General features: G+C 68.2%; 17 protein-coding genes. 11 read left to right on the top strand and 6 right to left on the bottom strand.

What is annotated here, in order from left to right; genetic code table 11:
* Positions 1-439: 439 nt before the first annotated feature.
* From LR394_RS39715 to LR394_RS39705, 3 genes are read right to left on the bottom strand one after another with little or no spacing between them, the layout of a single operon-like run.
* Positions 440-1486 (bottom strand): phosphotriesterase family protein, encoded by a 1047-nt coding sequence (locus LR394_RS39715; RefSeq protein WP_231449893.1) that lies wholly within the window; start codon positions 1484-1486, stop codon positions 440-442.
* Entirely contained in the window at positions 1483-2619 is a 1137-nt protein-coding gene (locus tag LR394_RS39710) for a methylenetetrahydrofolate reductase C-terminal domain-containing protein (protein ID WP_231449892.1), read from the bottom strand. The genes LR394_RS39715 and LR394_RS39710 overlap by 4 nt, the downstream gene beginning before the upstream one ends.
* Before the next feature lie 39 nt (positions 2620-2658).
* Positions 2659-3984, bottom strand: coding sequence for an amidohydrolase family protein (locus LR394_RS39705; protein WP_231449891.1), 1326 nt, complete (start codon positions 3982-3984; stop codon positions 2659-2661).
* A gap of 277 nt (positions 3985-4261) precedes the next feature.
* Here LR394_RS39705 and LR394_RS39700 point away from each other — a divergent pair, with 277 nt between their 5' ends.
* The 9 genes from LR394_RS39700 to LR394_RS39660 all read left to right on the top strand — a co-directional run bounded on the left by LR394_RS39700 (position 4262) and on the right by LR394_RS39660 (position 15068).
* The gene (locus tag LR394_RS39700) at positions 4262-4957 is read left to right on the top strand and encodes a GntR family transcriptional regulator (protein WP_231449890.1); all 696 of its coding nucleotides are present in this window, start codon (positions 4262-4264) and stop codon (positions 4955-4957) included.
* Positions 4954-5709, top strand: a complete 756-nt coding sequence (locus LR394_RS39695) for a BMP family ABC transporter substrate-binding protein (RefSeq protein ID WP_231449889.1) — start codon at positions 4954-4956, stop codon at positions 5707-5709. The genes LR394_RS39700 and LR394_RS39695 overlap by 4 nt, the downstream gene beginning before the upstream one ends.
* Before the next feature lie 51 nt (positions 5710-5760).
* Positions 5761-6522, top strand: coding sequence for an ABC transporter ATP-binding protein (locus LR394_RS39690; protein WP_231449888.1), 762 nt, complete (start codon positions 5761-5763; stop codon positions 6520-6522).
* Between the two features lie 2 nt (positions 6523-6524).
* Entirely contained in the window at positions 6525-7379 is an 855-nt protein-coding gene (locus tag LR394_RS39685) for an ABC transporter permease (protein WP_231449887.1), read from the top strand.
* Between the two features lie 106 nt (positions 7380-7485).
* Positions 7486-8676 (top strand): substrate-binding domain-containing protein, encoded by a 1191-nt coding sequence (locus tag LR394_RS39680; protein ID WP_231449886.1) that lies wholly within the window; start codon positions 7486-7488, stop codon positions 8674-8676.
* 141 nt (positions 8677-8817) lie between these two features.
* Positions 8818-10335, top strand: a complete 1518-nt coding sequence (locus LR394_RS39675; RefSeq protein ID WP_231449885.1) for a GGDEF domain-containing protein — start codon at positions 8818-8820, stop codon at positions 10333-10335.
* A gap of 150 nt (positions 10336-10485) precedes the next feature.
* On the top strand, positions 10486-13149 hold the full coding sequence (locus tag LR394_RS39670) for an ATP-binding protein (protein WP_231449894.1): 2664 nt from the start codon (positions 10486-10488) through the stop codon (positions 13147-13149).
* 79 nt (positions 13150-13228) lie between these two features.
* Positions 13229-14056: an alpha/beta fold hydrolase gene (locus LR394_RS39665; protein ID WP_231449884.1), complete on the top strand. Its 828-nt coding sequence runs from the start codon at positions 13229-13231 to the stop codon at positions 14054-14056.
* A 160-nt stretch (positions 14057-14216) separates the two neighbouring features.
* Complete coding sequence (locus tag LR394_RS39660; RefSeq protein WP_231449883.1) at positions 14217-15068, top strand: RICIN domain-containing protein; 852 nt, start codon at positions 14217-14219, stop codon at positions 15066-15068.
* Positions 15069-15113: 45 nt separating this feature from the next.
* Here the strand turns inward: LR394_RS39660 and LR394_RS39655 are convergent, their stop codons facing one another.
* Positions 15114-16109 (bottom strand): NADP-dependent oxidoreductase, encoded by a 996-nt coding sequence (locus LR394_RS39655; RefSeq protein ID WP_231449882.1) that lies wholly within the window; start codon positions 16107-16109, stop codon positions 15114-15116.
* Between the two features lie 129 nt (positions 16110-16238).
* Here LR394_RS39655 and LR394_RS39650 point away from each other — a divergent pair, with 129 nt between their 5' ends.
* Positions 16239-17138, top strand: a complete 900-nt coding sequence (locus tag LR394_RS39650; RefSeq protein ID WP_231449881.1) for a LysR family transcriptional regulator — start codon at positions 16239-16241, stop codon at positions 17136-17138.
* Positions 17139-17169: 31 nt separating this feature from the next.
* On the opposite strand, the gene LR394_RS39645 is transcribed toward LR394_RS39650, so the two are convergent.
* Positions 17170-18063 carry a LysR family transcriptional regulator gene (locus tag LR394_RS39645; RefSeq protein ID WP_231449880.1) on the bottom strand — a complete coding sequence of 298 codons (894 nt, stop codon included), beginning with the start codon at positions 18061-18063 and terminating at the stop codon, positions 17170-17172.
* A 126-nt stretch (positions 18064-18189) separates the two neighbouring features.
* Here LR394_RS39645 and LR394_RS39640 point away from each other — a divergent pair, with 126 nt between their 5' ends.
* Positions 18190-19065, top strand: coding sequence for an amidohydrolase family protein (locus tag LR394_RS39640; protein WP_231449879.1), 876 nt, complete (start codon positions 18190-18192; stop codon positions 19063-19065).
* A gap of 365 nt (positions 19066-19430) precedes the next feature.
* Here the strand turns inward: LR394_RS39640 and LR394_RS39635 are convergent, their stop codons facing one another.
* A complete protein-coding gene (locus LR394_RS39635; protein ID WP_269330533.1) occupies positions 19431-20318 on the bottom strand; it encodes an aldo/keto reductase in 888 nt (295 codons plus the stop codon).
* Positions 20319-20613: the final 295 nt, after the last annotated feature.

Here is a 20613-nt window from a genome sequence, read left to right as displayed (position 1 = left end):
CACCACGCCACGATCCCCAGGCAGAGCACCAGCGCCACCCCGAAGAGCCACTGGGGAAGGCTCCCCAGAACCTTCCTCAGAACGAAGCCAATCAACGCCAGGACCAGCGCCAACGGCGCGATCCAGACAAATACCGCAACAATGATGTCCATTCGATCCCCTCCGCTCCCGAGCATAACTGGCGAGTAGGTGGGGGTCGGGCGAACTGCGCCAACGGGCACCTGGCAGTTCAGGCGAACAGCGTGACGATCAGGCTGGTGAGCACACTGCAGACGATGAAGTACGGCGCGTTGAGCGCGGTGTAGCGGAACGGGTGCGGGAAGTTCGGGTTGATCGCGAAGTCGAGCATGGTGAGCCTTCCGGTGGTCTGAGCGGCGTCGTGCCGTGCTCAAACCATGCCGGGGGTAGAGGTCAGATTCTGGCCTCTACCCCCGGGATCTCAACTCGCCAGGGCCTTTCGGGGGTTGTCGACCCGCAGTGTCGTGATGTCGGCGTCGGTCATCCCCAGAGCCAGCAACTGAGGGACGATGGTCTCGCCGATGTGCGTCAGTCCCCAGCCGCCGTGGCGGGTGAACTGGGGCTTCATCGCGATGTCGTGACTGATCAGGGTCTGCCCGAGGAAACCGGCCGCGGCCAGCTCGAGCAGCATGTCGATGCGGTGGTGGTCGAAGGCCCGGCGGGGGTAGGAACCGTCGGGGCGGCGGGCGCTGACGGCCCACTGCTCCATGCCGAACGTGTCCAGTTCGACCCAGGCGCCGCGGCGGGCCACTTCCAGGGCGAAGCCGGACTCCGGGCGTTCGTCGCAGTGGCTGACGATGATCTTGCCCGGGTCGACGCCGCACTCCAGGAGGAGGTCCACGGCCTCCAGCCCGGCCATCTCGTCGGGAAAGATGGTGCGGTGCACGTTGATCGCGACGCCGGTCTCGAGCTGAGCCAGTGCGGCTCCGCGTAGCACCTTGCGTTCTTCGGCGGTGATCGGGTTGCCGCTGCCGATCTCGCCGATGATGCCGGCGCGGATCCCGGTCTTGCCCACGCCCACGCGTAGCTCGTCCAGGAGCACGTCGCGGATCATCTCGGGGGAGGCGTAGCGCACGTAGGGGGAGTGGGCGGGCTCGACGTACTCGCCGCAGCCCATCACGATGTTCACCCCGGTCATCCGGGACAGCACGGCCAGCGCCACGTGATCCCGGCCGAAGCCCGGAATGCCCAGGTCGACGACCGTTGCCCCGCCGGCGGCCTGGAACCGGGAAACTTCTTCCAGGGCAACGTCGAAGTCCAGCTGCTGCATGGCTGAGCGGTACGAGAACGGCTGGGTCTGCACCTTTCCCTTCAGCTGGGCCGAGAACGGCTGGGTGTACTCGGCCAGATCCTCGTCAGCGGCCGGGACGATCCACTGGGCGTTGGCATTCGCGATCAGATGCTCGTGCGGGAGGACGACTCCCAGCTGCTCGGCGGGAATCTCACCGAGGACGGTGGTCACGTTCACGCCGGCACCCCCGCCACCTTGCGGACCTCGGCGATCAGGTCACGCTGCTCGCTCGAGGCGGCCAGCGCGTTCTGCCGCCCGGTGACCGGCGCGATCAGGCACCCGGCCACTCCTTCGGCCTCGTTCAGCGCGACCACCAGCTCAGCCGCGATCAGGATGCCCTCCTGCTGCGGGTCCTTGGCCTGCTTCAGCCGCTTGAGCAGCGACTCCGGGATCGAGAAGCCCCGCAGACCGGCGTTCACCGCCCGCGCCACCTGCTCGTTGGGCAGCACCGCGACTCCACCCAGCAGCCAGAAAGGCTTCTCGTCGGCCCGCAATGCGTTCACCCCGGCCAGGAAGCTGTTCCAGCGTTCCACGTCGAAAATGTGCTGGCTGATAACGAAGTCCGCGCCGAGCCGGACCTTGCGCAGGACATGCCAGGGCCGTTCCTCGTACGGCGGGGCGAAGGGCGCCGCTGTGGCTCCCAGCAGGTACTCCGGCTTCACGTCCAGCGAACGGCCGTTGTCGTACTTGCCCTCGGACCGCAGCTTCTCGGCGATCGAGAGAAGCCGGGGCGAATCCAGATCGAACACCGGCTTGGCCTCGTGGCTGTCGCCGACCTGAACGTGATTTCCGGTCACGCACAGCACGTTACGTACGCCCAGGCTGGAAACTCCGAGCAGATCGCCCTGCAACGCCATCCGGTTCCGGTCGCGGCAGCCGAAGGTGGTCATCACCTCGATCCCGGCCATCGCCAGATGCGCCGAGACCGCCACGTTGCCCATGTGCACGTTGGCGCCGGAATGGTCGGTCACCGAGACCACGTCCGCCACCGCGGCGATGTCCTGCGCCGCGGAGACCGTCCCGGAGGCGTCGGCCGAGTCGGCGCCGTTGATCTCCGCGATCACCGTGAACCTGCCCGACAGCAGCGACTCGTGCAGTCGGCTGATCGGCCGTTCCGGCACCAGGGGAGCGGAGATCCGGGCCAGCAGGTCGCGTTCGCTGGCGATCACCTGCTGCCGGACCGGCTCGGTGAGCAGGGCGCAGATCATCGAGTCGTCGATCTCGCAGCGATGGTCCTCGGTGACGCCGCCGCACGGCCCCACATTCATGTTCTTGGGGCAGACGGCCACGGGCAGGGCGATGTCGGTCATGGGAAAGTCTCCGGTGCTGGTTCGGAAAAGGGGAGGGCCTCAGGCCAGGGCGTGGATGCGGCGACGGCATTCGTCGGCCAGGGGATGTGTGGAACGAGAGCCGTGGGCGACGGGCCGGCCGCCGACGTAGACCGAGCGCAGGTTGCGCAGGCTCATGGCCAGGACGTAGGACGCGAGTGGGTCTCGTACCGGACCGATGTCGGGGTCGCGGGGGTCGACGACGACGAAGTCGGCGAACTTGCCCACGTCGAGGCTGCCCACCCGGTCACCGACCCCGAGAACGTCGGCGGCGTCTTGCGTGGCCATCGCGAACACGTCGGCCGGGGTCAGTACGGTCGGGTCCTGCTGGTGCGCCCGGGTGCCGAACAACCCGAAACGCATGGCCTGCCAGGGGTCGGACAGGTCGGTGCAGGCCTGGTCGTCGATGCCGATCCCGACCCGCACGCCCGCTTTGCGCAACCCGACGACATCGGCGAAACCCGACCCCAGACGTCCGTTGGCCACTGGTTGCCACGACACCGCCGCGCCCGAGTCGGCGACGGCCTCGACGATGGCCGGGGTGGTCTGCACGAAGTGCCCGAAAATCATCTGCGGCCCGAGCGCCCCGGCGTCGGCGTACCAGGCGAACTTGGACTGCTGCAGTTCGACGTGCTCCGGCGTCTCCAGAAAATGCGCCTGATTGAGGACGCTGTACTCGCCCATCGCCCGAACCTCCAGTTCGGCGACGGCCGGGTTCGGGGCCCACTGCACGGCGCCGTACACCGCGGCGTCCAGGGCCAGCGAGCGGTCCTGCCCGCGCAGGTACTCCACGGTCGCGGCCCAGTCCTCGAAGGCCTTTTCCGGGTCGTCGTTCTCGGACTCCAGCTGGATCGCCGAGATGGTGCGCAGCCCACTGGCGACCTTGGCGTCGAGCTGGGCGGTGCCGAACTCGAACGGCCGCAGCGGCGGGAGCTCCTGCCGGCGGCCCTGCACCATCGGGGCCCACGGCCGGCGCGGGTCGTTGAAGTCGAACAGTGTGGTGACGCCGTTGGCCAGCACGTCGAGGGCGCCGTGCAGGGTGTGCCAGTACATCTGCTCCGGCGTGCACCTTGCGGTGGGCGCGTACATCGCGGTGGCCCAGCCGTACAGGTACTCGCTCGCGCCCAGGCCCCGCGAGGCACTGGTGAACAGGTGGCTGTGCGTCGAGACAAAACCGGGGGCCACGAAGGCACCCTGCACGTCGATGATCTCGGTGCCCTCGACCTGCGGGGCCGGGCCGGAGCCCAGGGCCGCGATCTTTCCGTCAGACACGTGCATCCACCCGTTCGTGACCAGCGTGCTGCGGTCGCGGATCAGGTGGGCGTTGACGACCAGGACGTCGCGCATCGGATTCCTTCCAGCCGGTGTGCGATTCGCTTCTCCGCCAAGGTAAGACCAGTTTGTAACTGGAAGATTTCCCAGGAAGCCGTCGGCGTTAAACGACTTTCCGTGATCGTGCCTCGTAATCCACGGGATGTCCGATTTGGCCGAACCGGGGCTTTACCTGGGGGACACATCCGGCGAGCGTCTGCGTTACTTGCTGGTCTTACCTTGATGCCACCGCCAGGGACCAACGTCCTCTTCGGCGGCGGCACAAGACAGGACATCCGACGGAAGGACCGGCATGAGCGAGGTGACGAGCAGGCTGCGGGCCGTCTGGGCCGACGCCGCGCGTTCCCGGATGCCGCTGCCGCCGGAGAAGGACCTGGCCGCCCAGCTCGGGGTCAGCCGGCCGACCTTGCGAGAAGCCCTGGCCCGGATGGAAGCTCAGGGGCTGATCCGGCGCGACGCCCACCGGGGCACCTTTCCCAACGTGGTCGCACTCGACCTGGGCCTGCGCATCGACGAGAGCTTCGAGTTCTCGGCCGGGATCTCCGAGGCCGGGTTCGAGCCGTCGATCCAGCTGATCAGCTCCGGCTGGATCCGGATGAACACCGAACTGGCCCAGCGGCATTCGCTGCCCGAGGGTACGGTGGCGTTCGAGATGACCAAGCGCTGGTGCGCCAGCGGCACGCCGGTGATGTACGCGGTGGACCACATCCCGATGACCCGCGAATCAGTGGCCCTGCCCGACGCCCGCACTTCCATCTTCCAGCTGGTCCGCGACCTGCGCGGGGAGACGGTGGAGTGGGAGTCGGCCCGGCTGCGGGCTCGCTCGGCCACCGCCCAGGACCAGGACATGCTGCACACCGGGGCCGCCAAACCGCTGATCCAGCTGGACATCACCGGCGTCTCGCGCAGCGGCGAGGTGCTGTACGTGGCGCAGGAAGTGCACCGCGACGACATCATTCCGTACCACATGGTCAGGAGCTCGCGATGAAGGTGGGAGTGCTCCTGCCCCCGCTCGAGGTGACCGGCGGCTTCGCCGAAGGGGCCCGCACCGCCGCGCACAACGTCCAGAAGCAGGGTTTCGATCTGGACGTGCGGCACGGCTACACCGGCGAACCCGACGAGACCTGGCAGGCTGTGCTGTGTCACGGGGTGCAGTACCGGAACTGGCTGGCCGGACATCGGTGCCGGCCGGCGGTTCTGACCGACAGGCCCACCGACACGTCCGGGCTGGCCGGCGTGACTCTGGTGGACTGGGCCTGGCACGAAGCAGCCTACGAAGCCGGAAGATTCGCTTCGGAGCAGGCCGAGGGCGCCCCGATCGGCCTGGTGGCGGGCCCGGCCGTGCTCACCCAGCGCCGCTTCGCCCAGGCCTTCACCGAGGGCGCCTACGAGAACGGCCACACCGGCGCCATCAACGTCGTGCACCTGAAGGCCTTCGACGACACCGAGAACGGCTGCCGTGCCGGGGAAGTCCTGGTCGGCGAGCTGAACTGCGCGGTGATCGCACACGCGGCCGACTCCGCGGGCGAGGTGGCCTGCACCGCCGCCCGCAGCCGCAACGCCCGCACCATCGGCTTCGTCGAGCCGCTGGGCGAGCACCTGGCCACGGTGCACAGCGACATCAGCGGGGTCCTGGAGCATCTGCTCACGGCCCTCGCGACCGGGGCAGCGCTGCCCGAAGTCTACGAATGCGGACTCAGAACAGGGCATCTGGCCCTGGTAACCGAACCGACCTGGTAGTCCCAGCACGATCAGCACCAACTGGGTCGAGCCGAAACTGAGGAGAAGGACGTGTCTGTCGCCACCCCCACCACCGCGACCGGAGTCGGTCTGCGGTTCACCGAGACCGCCATGGAGTACCCGGACGGAACCGTCGCCCTGAGCGGGGTGGACCTGACGGTCGAACCCGGGCAGTTCATCTCGGTGGTCGGCCCGTCCGGCTGTGGCAAGAGCACCCTGCTGCGGCTGGCCTCCCGGCTGGAGGAACACACCGCCGGCGAAGTGGCGGTCGACCCGAGCGCCCTGGCCTACGTGTTCCAGGACGCCACCCTGCTGCCCTGGCGCAGCGTGAGGAAGAACGTCGGGCTGTTCTGCGAACTGCGCGGCGACGGCAAGGCCGACACCGCCCGCCGGGTCCAGGAGGCGATCGACCTGGTCGGCCTGACCGGCTTCGAGGACCACTTCCCGCACCAGCTCTCCGGCGGGATGCGGATGCGGGTCAGCGTGGCCCGCTGCCTGACCGTCGACCCGGGCGTCTTCCTGTTCGACGAGCCGTTCGGCGCGCTCGACGAGATCAGCCGGCAGAAGCTGAACGACGATCTGCAGGCCCTCTTCCACGACCGGAAGTTCGCGGCGCTGTTCGTCACCCACTCCATCGCCGAGGCCGTGTACCTGTCCACCGAGGTGGTGGTGATGTCCGGGCGGCCCGGCAAGATCCTGGACCGGGTCCCGATCCCGTTCGCCTACCCGCGCGATCCGCAGATCCGTTACTCCGAGGAGTTCGCGCACCTGTGCGCCCGCATCTCCACCTCGCTCGCCGGCAAGGAGCACTGATCGTGAGCACCGAGACCGTGGGCGCGAGCGCCCTCGCCCGTCCCGCCGGCAAGACCACCAGGAAGAACCGTAAAGGCAGCTATCTGGCCGACTTCGGCCTGCCGCTGCTCGTGCTGGCCCTGATCATCGGCTTCGCCTACTTCGTCACCTACGTGGTGCTGGCCGAGGACCGGCGCTTCCTGCTGCCGCCGCTGCACGAGGTGATCCAGGTGTCGTTCCTGGACGCCGACAACCGTAACCAGATCCTCGAGGCGCTGTGGCGCACCACCGTGATCGCCATGGTCGGCCTGGCCATCTCGGTCCTGCTCGGCACCGTCTTCGCGGTGGTGATGGCCTCGGCCCGCTGGCTGGAGCGCTCGCTCTTCCCGTACGCGGTCGTCCTGCAGGCCATCCCGATCCTGGCCCTGGTCCCGCTGATGGGCTTCTGGTTCGGCTTCGGCTTCACCGCCCGGGTGATCGTTTGCGTGATCTGCTCGATCTTCCCGATCATCGCCAACACCCTGTTCGGCCTGCAGTCGGTCGAGCCCGGCCACCGCGACCTGTTCCGGCTGCGCGGCGCCAAGCCCGGTACCGTGCTCACCAAGCTGCTGATCCCGGCCGCCCTGCCCAGCGTCTTCACCGGCCTGCGGATCTCGGCCGGCGCCTCGGTGATCGGCGCGATCGTCGGCGACACCTACTTCCGCCAGGGTGATCCCGGCATCGGCATCCTGATCGACCTGTTCCGTTCCCGCCTGCAGTCCGAGCAGCTCTTCGGCGCGATCATCGCCTCTTCCCTGCTCGGCATCGTGGTCTTCGCCTTCTTCACCTGGCTGAGCCGTCGCCTGGTCGGCCACTGGCACGCCAGCGGACGCCTGTAGGCGTTCCGCGCCCACGAACGTCCGTTGCTCGTAAGCCCTTTTCAGACTTCTGGCTCCCGCTGCCCTGGGAGCCAGAACCCCACCCCACCGATCGATGGGATCCAGCATGCCCAAGTACCGCAACCGCGCCCTCACCGGCGTCGTGATGACCTCTGTCCTGGTCTCTCTGGCCGCCTGCGGGGGCGGCAGTTCCGACGAAGGTGCTGACGGCCAGGGCGTCGAGGTCGCTGCCTCCGCGGCCGCCGACTCGGCCAGCTTCCTGGCCGACGCCTGCCCGGCCACCGTGGTCATGCAGGCCGACTGGAACCCCGAGTCCGAGCACGGCGCGCTGTACCAGATGCTCGGCGGCGACGTGAAGATCGACACCGACAAGAAGCGGGTCACCGGCACCCTGGTCGACACCGAGGGCAACGACACCGGGGTCAAGCTCGAGATCCGGGCCGGCGGGCCGGCGATCGGCTACGACAGCGTCACCAACCAGATGTACACCGACCCGGACATCCTGATGGGCTACGTCAGCACCGATGACGCGATGATCGCCGCGGGCACCAAGCAGCCGGTCACCGCCGTGGTCGCGCCCACCGAGATCAGCCCCACCTCGATCATGTGGGACCCGCAGACCTACCCCGACGTGAAGACGATCGCGGACGTGAAGGCGGCCGGGATCAAGGTCCGCTACACCAACGGCCTGGCCTACATGGACTACCTGACCGAGACCGGCAAGCTCAGCGCCGACCAGGTCGACGGCTCCTACGACGGCTCCCCGGGCAACTTCGTGGCCGACGCCGGCAAGTCCGGCCAGCAGGGCTACGCCACCGCCGAGCCGTACCTGTACCAGAACGAGATCAGCCAGTGGGGCAAGGAGCTCGCCTTCGACCTGGTCGCCAACACCGGCTACCAGATCTACGTGCAGGCCCTGTCGATGCCCAGCGCCAAGGTCGCGGAGAACTCCGACTGCCTGGCCAAGCTGGTGCCGATCATCCAGGCCGCGCAGATCGACTTCCTCGAGGACCCGGCCGCGGCCAACGAGCTGATCGTGAAGCTGGTCGAGGAGTACGACACCGGCTGGCAGTACTCGGCCGGGGTGGCCGAGTACTCGGTCCAGACCCAGAAGGACCTCGGGATCGTCTCCAACGGCCCGGACTCCACCCTGGGCAACATGGACATGGAGCGGGTGCAGAAGCTGATCGACGAGATGCAGCCGATCCTGGAGAAGAAGGGCGTGGACGTGCCGGCCGACCTGAAGGCCGAGGACATCGCCACCAACGAGTTCGTCGACGAGAGCATCGGGCTGTAGGTCTTCCGGAGAAGTGGGCCGTCACCAGATTCTGGTGGCGGCCCACTTCGGCGTTCACGCAGCGCAGCGGTGATTGCGCTGTTCGGGTCCGAACTCCTCACCGGGAAGAACCGAGGCCGGTGGGGCGCCGATCTCCCGATCATGACCAGGACCGCGCTCACCCGGCTGCTCGGGGCACTGGCGGTGCTGGCGGTGCCGGTGTCCGTGCTGCCCTGGGCCGAGGGCACGGCGGCGCTCCTGCTGTACCCGGCCGCGATCGCCCTGCAGACGCTGTTCCTGGCGGTGGCCGTGAGCGGGGTGCCCCGGGCCCGCCGGGGTCCTTGGCTCCTCTTCCTGCTGATGGTGACGCTCTGCCTGGTGGCCACGGTGCGCTACCGGATCGGGGTGATCCACGGCGACTTCTCCTACCCGACCCCCTCCGACATCCTCTACATCTCCTCGAGTCTGGTCTTCATGGCCGGGATCCTGCTGCTGGACCGGCAGGAGATCCGTTCGCCACCGACCGGCACCGTGCTGGACTCGCTCATCGTGACGGCCGGTCTGGGCGTTCCGGTCCTGGTCTTCCTGATCCTCCCGGTGGCCAGCGACGAAGAGCAGTCCACAGCGGCCCGGGTGGTCAGTTCGCTGTACCCGATCATGGACGTCCTCACCATCTTCCTGGTGGTCCGCATCCTGATCGGGGCCTCGGCCGGCCGCCGGGACCCGGTGACCAGGACGCGCCGCACCCGGGCGGTGTGGTGGCTCGTCGCCGGGATGGTCTGCACCCTCGCCGCCGACACCTTCCAGAACGTGTACGCCGTCGTGCAGCAGAACAGTGACTACCCGTGGATCATGTTCGTGCTCTGGCAGGGGTACTACCTGTGCGTGGGCTTCGGTGCGTGCGAAGCCCAGCGCTCGGTGCCGCCCCCGCCCCCGCGGCCCGACGGCAGTGGCCTGACCCGGGTGCGTCTGCTCGTGCTGATCCTGGCCGCCGCCGTCCCGGCCCTTCTGCTCATCGTGCTGGACCAGCTGGTGCGCGCCAACCACGTCACCGCGCTGGGGGCCGGTGCGCTGCTCCTGCTGATCCTGGTGGCGCTGCGGATCTGGGATCTCCTGGCCGTGCTGCGCCGCCAGGCCGAGCAGCTCGCCCTGGTGGCGCGCACCGACCCGCTCACCGGTCTGGCCAACCGCCGCTCCTGGGACTTCGAACTGGAACGAGCCTTCGCCCGGGTGCCGGAGGGCGGCGGCATCCTTCTGGTCGGGCTGCTCGACCTGGACTTCTTCAAGAAGTACAACGACAGCCACGGGCATCAGGCCGGCGACGATCTGCTGCGCGAGGCGGGTGCGGCCTGGCAGGGCACTCTGGGATCAGAGGGACGGCTGGCCCGCTGGGGTGGCGAGGAGTTTGCCGCACTCCTGTTCTGCACCACGGTCTCCGAGGGAGCCGCTGAGCTGGACGGCCTGCGCCTGGTGGTCCCGCACGGGCAGACGTGTTCAATCGGAATCGCTCGTTGGGACGGCACCGAATCGGCAGGCGATTTGCTGAAACGGGCCGATGAAGCTCTCTACCGGGCCAAGAGCGGCGGCCGTGACCGCTCGGTGGTGGCCGGTTTGCCGGGCGCCGGCGTGGTGCCCCGACAGCGCGAGAAGACCCGCTCGCCGTCGGAACCCGCGGTCTGAGCCCTAGTGACCGGGGTCTGCGCCCCGGCGGCGCGGGTGGCGTGGGTGGCGCATTGCCCGCCGGGTCATCGTTCCCCAGCGCGCTGCCCTCGGCGCTCACTCGTGACGATCGCCTTCTGGGGCGTTGTCGGCATTTAGGATCGCCCGGTGATGGTTGGGCGAGACGCGGAGCTGGCGGTGTTGTCCGCGTTGGTGGAGGGTGCAGCGGTGGGCCGGGGTGGCGCTCTGGTGCTGCGAGGCGAGGCCGGGGTCGGTAAGTCGGCCCTGCTGGAGTGGGCCGGTGAAGAGGCCGAGCGGGCTGGGCTGCGGCTGTTGAGTACCGCGGGAGTGCAGGCTGAGGTGCACATTCCGTACGCGGCGGTGCATCGGCTGCTGCACGCGGTGCCGGGGGTTCGCGAAGCGGTTCTGGCGGCGCCGGACATGGTGCCTTTCCGGGCCGCGACGATGCTGCTGACCGCGATTGCCGAAATCGGGCCTGCGGTCCTGATCGCGGTGGACGACCTGCAGTGGGTGGACGAGAGCAGCTGGGCCGCACTGGCCTTCGTGGCCCGCAGGCTCAACACCGAAAGCGCCGCCATGGTGCTGACCGCGCGCGACGGCGGTGCGGTCGAGCGGCGCCTGAACGAGGCGGGCCTACCAGAACGACGGCTCGAGACCTTGCCGGAGCCTGATGCGCAGACTTTGCTGAGCGAGGTAGCTCCGCAACTGTCCGGGGTGCTGCGGGCGCAGGTTCTGGACGCCGCTGCCGGTAACCCTCTGGGGTTGATCGAACTGGGTGTCGCCGGGGCGAAGTCCGGCAGCTTGGCCACGCTGCCCGGCTCGATTGCGCTGAGCGAGCGGCTGGAGCGGACGTTTTCCGGGCTGGTCGCTGAGCTGCCGGCCCCGACCAGGGCGTTGTTGCTGGTGGCGGCTCTGGACGACGGCGACGACGTTGACGAGATCGTCCGGGCCGGCGCCGCCCTGGTCAACGACCCGGCCGGTCCCGAGGACCTCGAGCCGGCCCTGCAGGCGCGTCTGGTCCAGGTGAATGACCAGATGCGCCTGCGGTTTCGGCATCCACTGCTGCGCTCGGCGCTGCAGGGTACCGCCGGCCCCGCTCGGCGCCGGCAGGCGCACACCGCGCTGGCGGACGTGCTGGGCGCCGATCCGGAACGGGTTCTCTGGCACCGAGCAGCGGCAGCGGATCGTCCGGACGAGGTGCTGGCCTCTGCGCTGGACGATGCTGCGGTCCGGGCCCGGCACCGTCAGGCTCCGGGGATCGCGCAGACCGCCTTTGAACGGGCGGCCCGGCTGAGCGAGGATCCGACCGCTCGCGCCCAGCGTCTGCTGGCTGCGGCCGACATGGCCTCGGAACAGGGGAATTTCACTGAAACCGCGCGGCTGCTGGCCGAGATTCGCCCGCAGGACCTTCCGGTGGGGGAGCGGGCCGTCTACGAACTCGACGTCGAAACAGTGCATGCCACGCACTGGTCCGGTGGTGAGCATCTGATCCGGGTGGCTGACGCGATCGAGGCGCTGGAGCGATCCGGTGACGTGGCCCGATTGGTTCGGCTGGTGGACCGGATCGCGTTGCGCGCCAACTACTCCGAACCCGATCCGGTCACGGTGGAGCGCTTGGTCGCGGCGATCGAGCGGGCGATGTCGGTGTCGGACGACCCGCAGCTCCTCGGTGGGCTGGGGCTGATCGCGCCGCTGACCCGTGGCCGGTACTGCCGTCCACGGATCCGGGACCTGCTGGCCCGCGGGGGCGTCGATCCGTACAGCACCCACCTGCTGGGGCTGGCGGCCGCAGCCGTCGGTGACACCCCCACCGGGTTCGCTCTGCAGGCGATGGCCCAGGTCGGGCTGCGGGAGCAGGGACGTCTGGGCATGCTCTACACGGCCCGGATCAGCCAGGCGATCGGTGCCACTTATCTGGGGGACGCGCGCACGGCCATGGCGCTGATGCCGGAGGTCGAGGAGCTGGCCCGGGAGGTCCGGGCGCCGAACTGGATCCCGACCGCCTGCGTCGCAGCCGGGGCCGCCCACGCGTTGCGCGGTGAGCTCGACGAGGCCGAAGAGCAAGCAGCTGCCGCCGAATCGATGCTCCTGGCCTACGGTCGCAACCCGCTGCTGGCCGGAGTGCACCAGGTCCGAGGGCTGGCCGCACTGGCCGATGGACGCTTCGAGGAGGCCTTCTCCCAGTTGCACCGCATCTTCGAGGTCGCCGACCCCGGCTTCCACCCCTCCACCGGCCACCACCTGCTGGGATTCCTCGCTGAAGCAGCAGCCGGATGCGGCGGCACCGCCCAGCTACGGCGGCTCGTCGCCGAACTCGCTCCGGTCGCCGAGACCAGCCGATCGCCCGCTCTGCTGACCGGGCTGGGCTACGCCGAAGCTGTGCTGAGCGACACCGCCGAGGCCTACGAGAAGGCAGTCGGCGAGGACCTGACCGGCCGGCCGTTCGAACTGGCCCGACGCCGGCACGCCTACGGTGCCTGGCTGCGCCGTCACCGTCAGCCCGCCGAATCCCGCCCGTTGCTGCGCGCGGCCGCCGCCACCTTCGACTCCCTCGGCGCCCTGGCCTGGGCCGAACGCTCCCGCAACGAACTGCGGGCTTCTGGAGAATCACTGCGCCGCAACAGCTCCGCAGAAGAGCTGACTCCGCAGGAGCGCCAGATCGCCCGGCTGGCCGCGGAGGGCCTCAGCACCCGCGAAATCGCCGAGCGCCTGTCCCTGTCACCCCGAACCGTCTCCACTCACCTCTCGCGGATCTACCGCAAGCTCGGGATCCGCTCACGCTCACAGCTGAGCCGGTTCATCCCGAATACGTAGTTTGACGTACGCGATCTCCCCACGCCGGTCCCTAGCGTCAAGGGCACCCCGGCTCCACCCCATGAGGAAAGCAGACGCAATGAGTTACGTGACCACCACCGACGGCGCCCAGATCTTCTACAAGGACTGGGGCACCGGCCGTCCTGTCGTTCTCGCCCACGGATGGCCGCTGAACTCCGACAGCTGGGAGGCCCAGCAGCTGTTCCTGGCCGAGAACGGCTACCGGGTCATCGCCCACGACCGGCGCGGACACGGCCGATCCACCCAGACCTGGCACGGCAACGAGATGAACACCTACGCCGACGACCTGGCCGCCGTGATCGAGCACCTGGACCTGCAGGACGTCACCCTGGTCGGCTTCTCCACCGGCGGCGGCGAGATCACCCGGTACATCGGCCGGCACGGCACCGCCCGCGTGGCCCAGGCCGTCCTGGTGTCGGCCGTCCCGCCGCTGATGCTGCGCCGCGACGACAACCCGGGCGGCCTGCCGATCGAGGTGTTCGACGGCCTGCGGGCCGGTTCGCTGGCCGACCGCTCGCAGCTGTACCGGGACCTGGCCGACGGCCCGTTCTTCAATCACCCGCGTAAGCCTGTTTCCGCGGGTGCCCGGGACGCGTTCTGGGCGCAGGGGATGGCGGCCGGCCACCGCAACGCGTACGAGTCCATCGCCGCGTTCTCGGCCACCGACTTCCGCGACGACCTGGCCAAGTTCGACATCCCCACACTGGTCGTGCACGGGGACGCCGACCAGGTGGTGCCGCTCGAGGTCGGCGGCCAGGCCTCGGCCGCCCTGGTCAAGGAGGCCCGCCTGATCGTGTACCCCGACGCCCCGCACGGCATCACCGAGACCCACAAGGTCCAGCTCGGTGACGACCTGCTCACCTTCCTGAAGGAATACCCGGCCTGATCCTCGAATGGGAGACGTCGGTGCGCGCCTGGCCACCGACGTCTCCTTTTGATCGCTGCGGTGGCGTCGGCTTGCGGTTGTGCTCAGCCCGGCTACGTTGTCCACGTCGTAAAAGACGTAAATCAGCGCAAGCTGGGCTGATGTTCCGGGGAGCGTGGACTTGAGGCCTGACGATCAGACCGACGACCGGCCCGGCCGCACCACCCTGGCACGCAGATGTGCGGTGATCGCGGGCGTGGCCGTGCTGGGGCTGGGCGCCGGGGTGGTCACCGGTTCTCTGCCCAGCGTGGAGGCCGAAGCCGAGGTCGAGCCGGTTGCCGGTGATGCCGCGCCCGTTGATGCACCGTCTCCTTCGCCGTCCTCGTCCTCCGACGTGGCGACGGAGAAGCTAGTGGAGGCCAACGCCGATGAAGGACCCGCTCCGGTGAGGGGTGAGGCCTCGGTGGAGTTGGGCGAGGCACCGGTGAAGGGGACCTACGCCGTCCCTGATTCGGTGGAGGGCGTCGATGGGGTGGAGCCCTCGGGAACTCCCGAATCGGCAGAGCCTGCACCGGATCCGGATCCGGTGACAGTTCAGGGCCCGGTGCAGTTCAAGAACGCCGAAACCGGCTTCTGCGCGGATCTGCCCGGAGCCGGTTCGGTCAAGGCCGGCGCCCTGGTGTCGCAGGGGCAGTGCCGCTCCGGGGTTGCCGACAACCAGATGTTCGAGTTGCTGCGGATCGACGGGCAATTTGCGATCCGCAGCGTCAAAGCCAAGCTCTGCTTCAATTTTCTGGGGACCGGAGACGTCAAGGCCCGGACCCGGGTGGCCGTCGACCCGTGTGTGGCGGGCGACCAGGAGAACATGATGTTCCGCAAGGAGCCGCGCCCGAACGGCTTCTACCTGGTCCACGTCAAGAGCGGGCACTGCCTGGACGTGTCGAACCACGGCAAGGGCAACACCGTGGCCGGGCAGAGCCTCACCCTCTACCCCTGCGACCCGGCCGACGATCACGTCTGGACCTCGCTCTGACCGGCTGACTGCTGAGCGGAACCCGGCCGGAGCGAGGCCGGGGATTCAGATCACCTGCAGGACGATCTTGCCTTGCAGATGGCCGTTCTCGGCGCGTTCGTGGGCAGCGGCCGCCTCCGGCAACGGGAAGGTGCTGTCGATCGCCACACGCAGGTCGCCGGAGGCGAGCAGACGTCCGATTTGGTCGAGCTGGGCGGCGTTGGGGCGCACCTGGGTAGAGGAAACGGTAACTCCGTACTTCGCTACGTCGGCGGGGTCGACCTGGGCCAGGAAGATCGGGAACAGGGCACCGCCGCGCTTCAGCGTGGGCAGGAAGCGTCCGCTGGTGGGACCACCGACGTTGTCCACGACCAGATCGACGTCCCGGACAACGTCTTCGGGCTTGACCCGGGCGTAGTCGAGGTACTCGTCGGCACCCAACTTCCTCAGAAACTCCTCGTGGCGTGCGGAAGCCACGGCGATCGTCCGTGCGCCCTTCCACCGAGCCAACTGCAAGGCGAGGTGACCGACGCCCCCGGCAGCCCCGTTCACCAGCACCGTCATCCCGGCCTCGAGAGGCACCGGGACGTGCTTGCCCGGCTGAAGCGGGTTCGGGTGATCGTGCCCGAGCTCGATCAGGAACTGCCAGGCGGTCAGGCCGGACATGGCCACGGCGGCGGCTTCGGCATGGCTCACACCGGCCGGCTTGCGGGCCAGTTCGGCGGCGGGGGCGGCCACGTATTCGGCGTACGCGCTGGTTCCTGGGTGAGGAAAACGCAGCATGCCGAAGACCTCGTCACCGACCGCGTGCTCGGTCACACCTTCGGCGACCTCGACGACCACACCGGAGATGTCAGTGCCGAGGATGTACGGGAACGGCAGCTGGGGGCGCATGTCCGGCGGGAGCATGCTCATGCCCTCGCGCAGATACCAGTCCGGGGGATTGAGGCCCACGGCGTGCACCTGGACCAGCACCTCGCCGGCCTGCAGTGCGGGCACCGGTACTTCTTCGTAGCGGAGCACGGAAGGCTCGCCGTGCTCGTGGATCTGGACAGCCTTCATGGTTCACGACTCCTGGTTGCGGCGTTCAACTGCGATGCCCCGAGTCAAGCCGCCGGCCTGCACAACCGTCCAAGACCTGGTTGGCAGGGGCCCATGCCGAAAAGGAATGCCCGCCAGTAGGGTGAAGCGGTGAACGACCTGGGCCTGGATCTCGAGCTACGGCTGGTGCGCTACTTCACCGTGGTGGCCAAGCACCTGAACTTCTCCCGCGCGGCCGAGGAACTGCACCTGGCCCAGCCCTCACTGAGCCGGCAGATCGGGCGCCTGGAACAACGACTCGGTGCTCGTCTCCTGGAACGCACACCGCAGGGTAATCACCTCACGGCCGCAGGCAGGGCCTTCCTGCCCGAGGCCCAGGACCTGCTGCGCGCTGCGAACCGGGCCGCTCACGTGGCTCGCGCCCACGCTGCGGAGGGCCACCTGGTCATCGGCTATCTCGACGACCTGATCATCACCCCGGCCGTGAGTGAACTACGGGTCCGGCATCCCCAGGCCACCATCGAGACCCGGCATCTGACCTGCCAGACCCTGCTCTCGTTCGAGGACGGCCAGATCGACGTTCTCATCGGCCGCACCCCGTTCACCTTCCCGGCCGGCAACCTCTGGACCAAGACGCTGTACGAAGAAGCCCGGGTCCTCGTCGTAGCGACAAGCCACCCCCTCGCCGGCCAGGCTTCGGTGCACGTCAACGAAGTCGCCGATGAGAAGCCCTATCCCTGCACCGCTCCCACGGTGGACGGCTGGATGGTCCACCGGCTTCTGGGCGAGGAACCGCAGCAGACCCGCCCGGTCGAGGCCTACGAGGACAAGCTGGAACTGATCGCCAGCGGCCGGGCGATCGGCATCCAGCCCGCCGGAGACCGGCGCACCCTCCTGCACCCGGGCGTCACCACCGTCGTCCTGGACGGCGCTCCGCCCAGCGATGTCGTGGTGGCTGGGCGGATCGGCGAAGTCAACCCCCTGGTCCAGGACTTCTCCGACATCATTGTTGACCGCTGCAGAACGAGACCGGTACCGGCCGCGCGGTGATGGTCGCTGCGGCGAGATAGCGCTGTACGCGCTAATCCTCAGCGCTCAGAACTTGTTTGGCGATCTCCTGGAGGGCGCGGGTGAGTGGGCGGTGGTCGTCGCGGCGAGTGGCCATGAGGACCTCGCTGGGGGCCAGACCCGCGACTGGAACGGTGGTCAGATCGGGGCGCAGGCGCTGGATGTATTCGCCCGCAGGAACGATGGCGACGGCGCGCCCGGAGGCGACGGCCTCGGACTTGTCCTCGAGGTCTTCCAGCAGAGGGCCGGTGGGAGCAGGCCTGCCGTCGGGCCGGGGATCGATGCGCCAGAACGCGTTCCAGCCCGGATCGCTGGTGCGGGGCATCGGTTCGTCGGCGATGTCGTCGAGAGTGAGGGACGTGCGCTCGGCCAGTCGGTGACCGGTGGAGAGCAGGAGAACCCGGGGTTCCTCACGCAGGACGATGGTCTCCAGTCCCTGGGTGTTCAGCGGCGATCGGGTGAGCACGGCGTCGACCTGGTGCTCGAGCAGAGCGGTGCGGGGCTGGTCCCAGGACAGATGACGGGTCCGGACCTCGGCTGTCGGATGCAGACGGCTCAGCTCCTGTGCCGCCCGGGTGACGATGAGGTTCATGGTGTAGCCGATGGTGATCGCGCGAGAAACGCCGACGGCGTGCGTCTGGGCCAGCGCTCGGCCCGCCACGGTGAGCAACTCGTCTGCGAGAGGCAGGAACGCCTCGCCGGCCGGGGTGAGCGACGTGCCTCGTGGCGAGCGTTCGAGCAGTCGCGTTCCCACTTGATTTTCCAGGCGGCGGATCTGACGGGTCAGCGACGGCTGGGTGGTGTGCAAGGCCACGGCGGCGCGGCCGAAGTGCTGGTACTGCGCCAGCACGCTGAAGCAGTGAACCAGCCGCAGGTCCAGGTCCACCAGCGCTCGGGTCTCGGCCACGGTCAGCCACTTTAACCTGCGGCGATACGTTCCTCGTATCGTGCGCTGCGGATGTTTCATTGGCCAGGGCGGACGGCGGCGAGGCAGCCTGGCCCGGCGCCCGCCCACCACCCAGCTTTTCGATGCATGGAGAAACACCTGATGGACATCGTCGACGCACAACTCCACCTGCCCACCCCGGCCCGACCGTGGCAGCACGGCGATGAGTCACTGCCTGACCTGCAGATCGAGATCCTTCTGGCCCAGCTGGATGCCGCCGGCGTCGACTCCGCAGTGCTCGTCCACACTCCCCACCTGTTCCCGGCCGAGGTGTGCATCCAGGCTGCGACCGCCTACCCCGACCGGTTCGCGACAGTGCTGGAGTACGACGAGAGCGCCCTCGACATCGCGGAGCAGATCGCCGACATCCGTCACCGGCCCGGCGTCGTGGGAGCCCGCATCAACACCATCTTTCCGCCCGCCAACGCCGAGCGGTTGCGCGCTGGCGCGTACGAGAACCTGCTCAGCGCCGCCGAGACGCACGGCGTACCGGTCTGCGTCCTGGCCGCAGGAAACCTCACCGATGTCGCCGACGTGGCCCGCACTCATCCCGACCTGTCGCTGACGATCGACCACTTAGGGCTCGCTCAGCCGCCTTTCGCCCCGGTGGACACCTCGCCATGGCACGGCCTGGACGACCTCCTGTCGCTGGCCGCCCTGCCCAACGTTGCCGTGAAACTCTCTGGAGCGCCGACTCTCTCGACGACCGGTTACCCATACCCCGACATCTGGCCGCACCTGAACCGGGTACTGGAGTCTTTCGGCGTCGATCGGGTCATGTGGGGCACCGACCACCACCGCATCCTTGGGCGATTCCCCGGCATGGACCCGCTACCCAAGTACCCGGGCTACCACTCCTACGCACAGGGCCTGCACTACCTACTCGACAACGACCAGCTCACCATCGACGAGAAGGCTGCTCTTCTGGGCGGGACGACCCGCCGGATCCTCAACCGGTCCTAAGTCTTCAACGCAGCCTGAGTTCTGTCTGCGATTCTGGGTAACACCCCCACCACCGTGATGCTGAACGGCAAGGCCAGGTGGCCGGGAAGCCGAGTCAAGCCTGAAGACAGGTGACGACCATGACCGACCGGGAAGGTGACCAGAGCGGTGGATCCTCGCGACTCGGCCGGCGTTCATCCCCGGTAGGGCCAGCGGGGCGAGACCCCGAATCCCGGCAGCGAAAGAATAAGCAAGTGGGAGGCTTCTGCGGCATCACCGCCGTGGTTGCACGGATCGGTGAGCGTCCCGATGACGTCGACGAAGTCTACGGCGGACAAGTCAGGGGGTCCGCCGATCTCAGGGCTCTGACAGGATGAAAACATCTGTCAATCATCAGGTATGGACAGTTCGAGGACATCTTCCGGTATCTGCGCATCGGGGTCCGGACCGGTCCGCCGACCGGTGTCGAGGTCATCGATATCGGCCAACTCCTTTTCGGACAGGGCGAAATCGAAGATGTTGAGGTTCTCTGCAATACGCTGCGGATCAACGGACTTGGGGATGGCCGAGCGTCCCTGCTGAATGTGCCAGCGCAGCATGATCTGGGCCGGAGACCGGCCGTGGACATGGGCTATCCGTGCGATCACCGGGTCCCGCATCACGTTGCGACGGTCCGCGCCCCAGCCTGGATAGAACGTGATCCCGCCGATCGGGGACCAGGCCTGGGTGATGATCCCGTGCTGAGCGTGTACCTCTCGCAGACCGGGCTGGGAGAAGTAGGGGTGGAGTTCCACCTGATTGACGGCCGGCACGATCGCCGTGCGCGCGATCAGTCGCCGCAGATGCTCGGCCGTGAAGTTGCTGACCCCGATGGCTCTTACTCGCTGATCCGCGAGGAGCTTCTCCAAGGCGCGGTAGGCCTGCAGCGTCTGGTCGAAGCGCTGCGGGGCCGGATGATGAAGGATCAGCAGGTCGATCTGCTCAAGCCCGAGCTTGCGGGCGCTCTTGTCGAAGCCGCTCAGAGTTTGATCGTATCCGAAATCGCTGATCCAGAGCTTTGTCTCGACGACGATCATGGACCGTTGCACACCAGACCGGCGGATGCCCTCCCCGACCTGACGCTCGTTGCCGTACTGGGCAGCGGTGTCCACGTGCCGGTAGCCGGCCCTCAGGGCGGTGGCGACGGCGGTGGACGTCTGCCCGGGTGAACTCTGGTAGACCCCGAGGCCAAGACTTGGCAGCCTGACGCCGTTGTTGAGCGTGATCCAGTGCATGGGAGGAACTTAGAAGCAGGGGGCCGGGTAAGGAAGAGTTGGCACCCCTGCTGCATTTGCCTCGACCGGCCGCCGTGGCGCTGCCCCACTGCCCCGCGGGTGCACCTGATAGCGCCCTTAGGGGCAGCCTAGTTACCGCGAGCAACTGCCGACGGGCTCTCGATGCGTAGAGCCATCCGGCGTGATTACATTGCGTCAATGAACGGTGCGTGCTTCATGTCACACGGGTTACAGAACTGGTTGACACGGGTACAAGCGGATGTAAATCTTTTCCGGGATCGAGGCCGAGGCCGGG

It is taken from the genome of Kineosporia babensis (genome assembly GCF_021129305.1).
Taxonomy (GTDB): domain Bacteria; phylum Actinomycetota; class Actinomycetes; order Actinomycetales; family Kineosporiaceae; genus Kineosporia; species Kineosporia babensis.
The sequence above is the reverse complement of the archived record's forward strand: the minus strand, read 5'-3'. Positions and strand labels throughout refer to the sequence as shown.

Coding starts and splice junctions, on each gene's coding strand:
- LR394_RS39705 (WP_231449891.1), bottom strand. CDS start 3,984: ATGCGCGACGTCCTGGTCGTCAACGCCCACCTGATCCGCGACCGCAGC.
- LR394_RS39635 (WP_269330533.1), bottom strand. CDS start 20,318: ATGCACTGGATCACGCTCAACAACGGCGTCAGGCTGCCAAGTCTTGGC.
- LR394_RS39640 (WP_231449879.1), top strand. CDS start 18,190: ATGGAGAAACACCTGATGGACATCGTCGACGCACAACTCCACCTGCCC.
- LR394_RS39700 (WP_231449890.1), top strand. CDS start 4,262: ATGAGCGAGGTGACGAGCAGGCTGCGGGCCGTCTGGGCCGACGCCGCG.
- LR394_RS39670 (WP_231449894.1), top strand. CDS start 10,486: ATGGTTGGGCGAGACGCGGAGCTGGCGGTGTTGTCCGCGTTGGTGGAG.
- LR394_RS39665 (WP_231449884.1), top strand. CDS start 13,229: ATGAGTTACGTGACCACCACCGACGGCGCCCAGATCTTCTACAAGGAC.
- LR394_RS39655 (WP_231449882.1), bottom strand. CDS start 16,109: ATGAAGGCTGTCCAGATCCACGAGCACGGCGAGCCTTCCGTGCTCCGC.
- LR394_RS39680 (WP_231449886.1), top strand. CDS start 7,486: ATGCCCAAGTACCGCAACCGCGCCCTCACCGGCGTCGTGATGACCTCT.
- LR394_RS39710 (WP_231449892.1), bottom strand. CDS start 2,619: ATGACCGACATCGCCCTGCCCGTGGCCGTCTGCCCCAAGAACATGAAT.
- LR394_RS39675 (WP_231449885.1), top strand. CDS start 8,818: ATGACCAGGACCGCGCTCACCCGGCTGCTCGGGGCACTGGCGGTGCTG.
- LR394_RS39695 (WP_231449889.1), top strand. CDS start 4,954: ATGAAGGTGGGAGTGCTCCTGCCCCCGCTCGAGGTGACCGGCGGCTTC.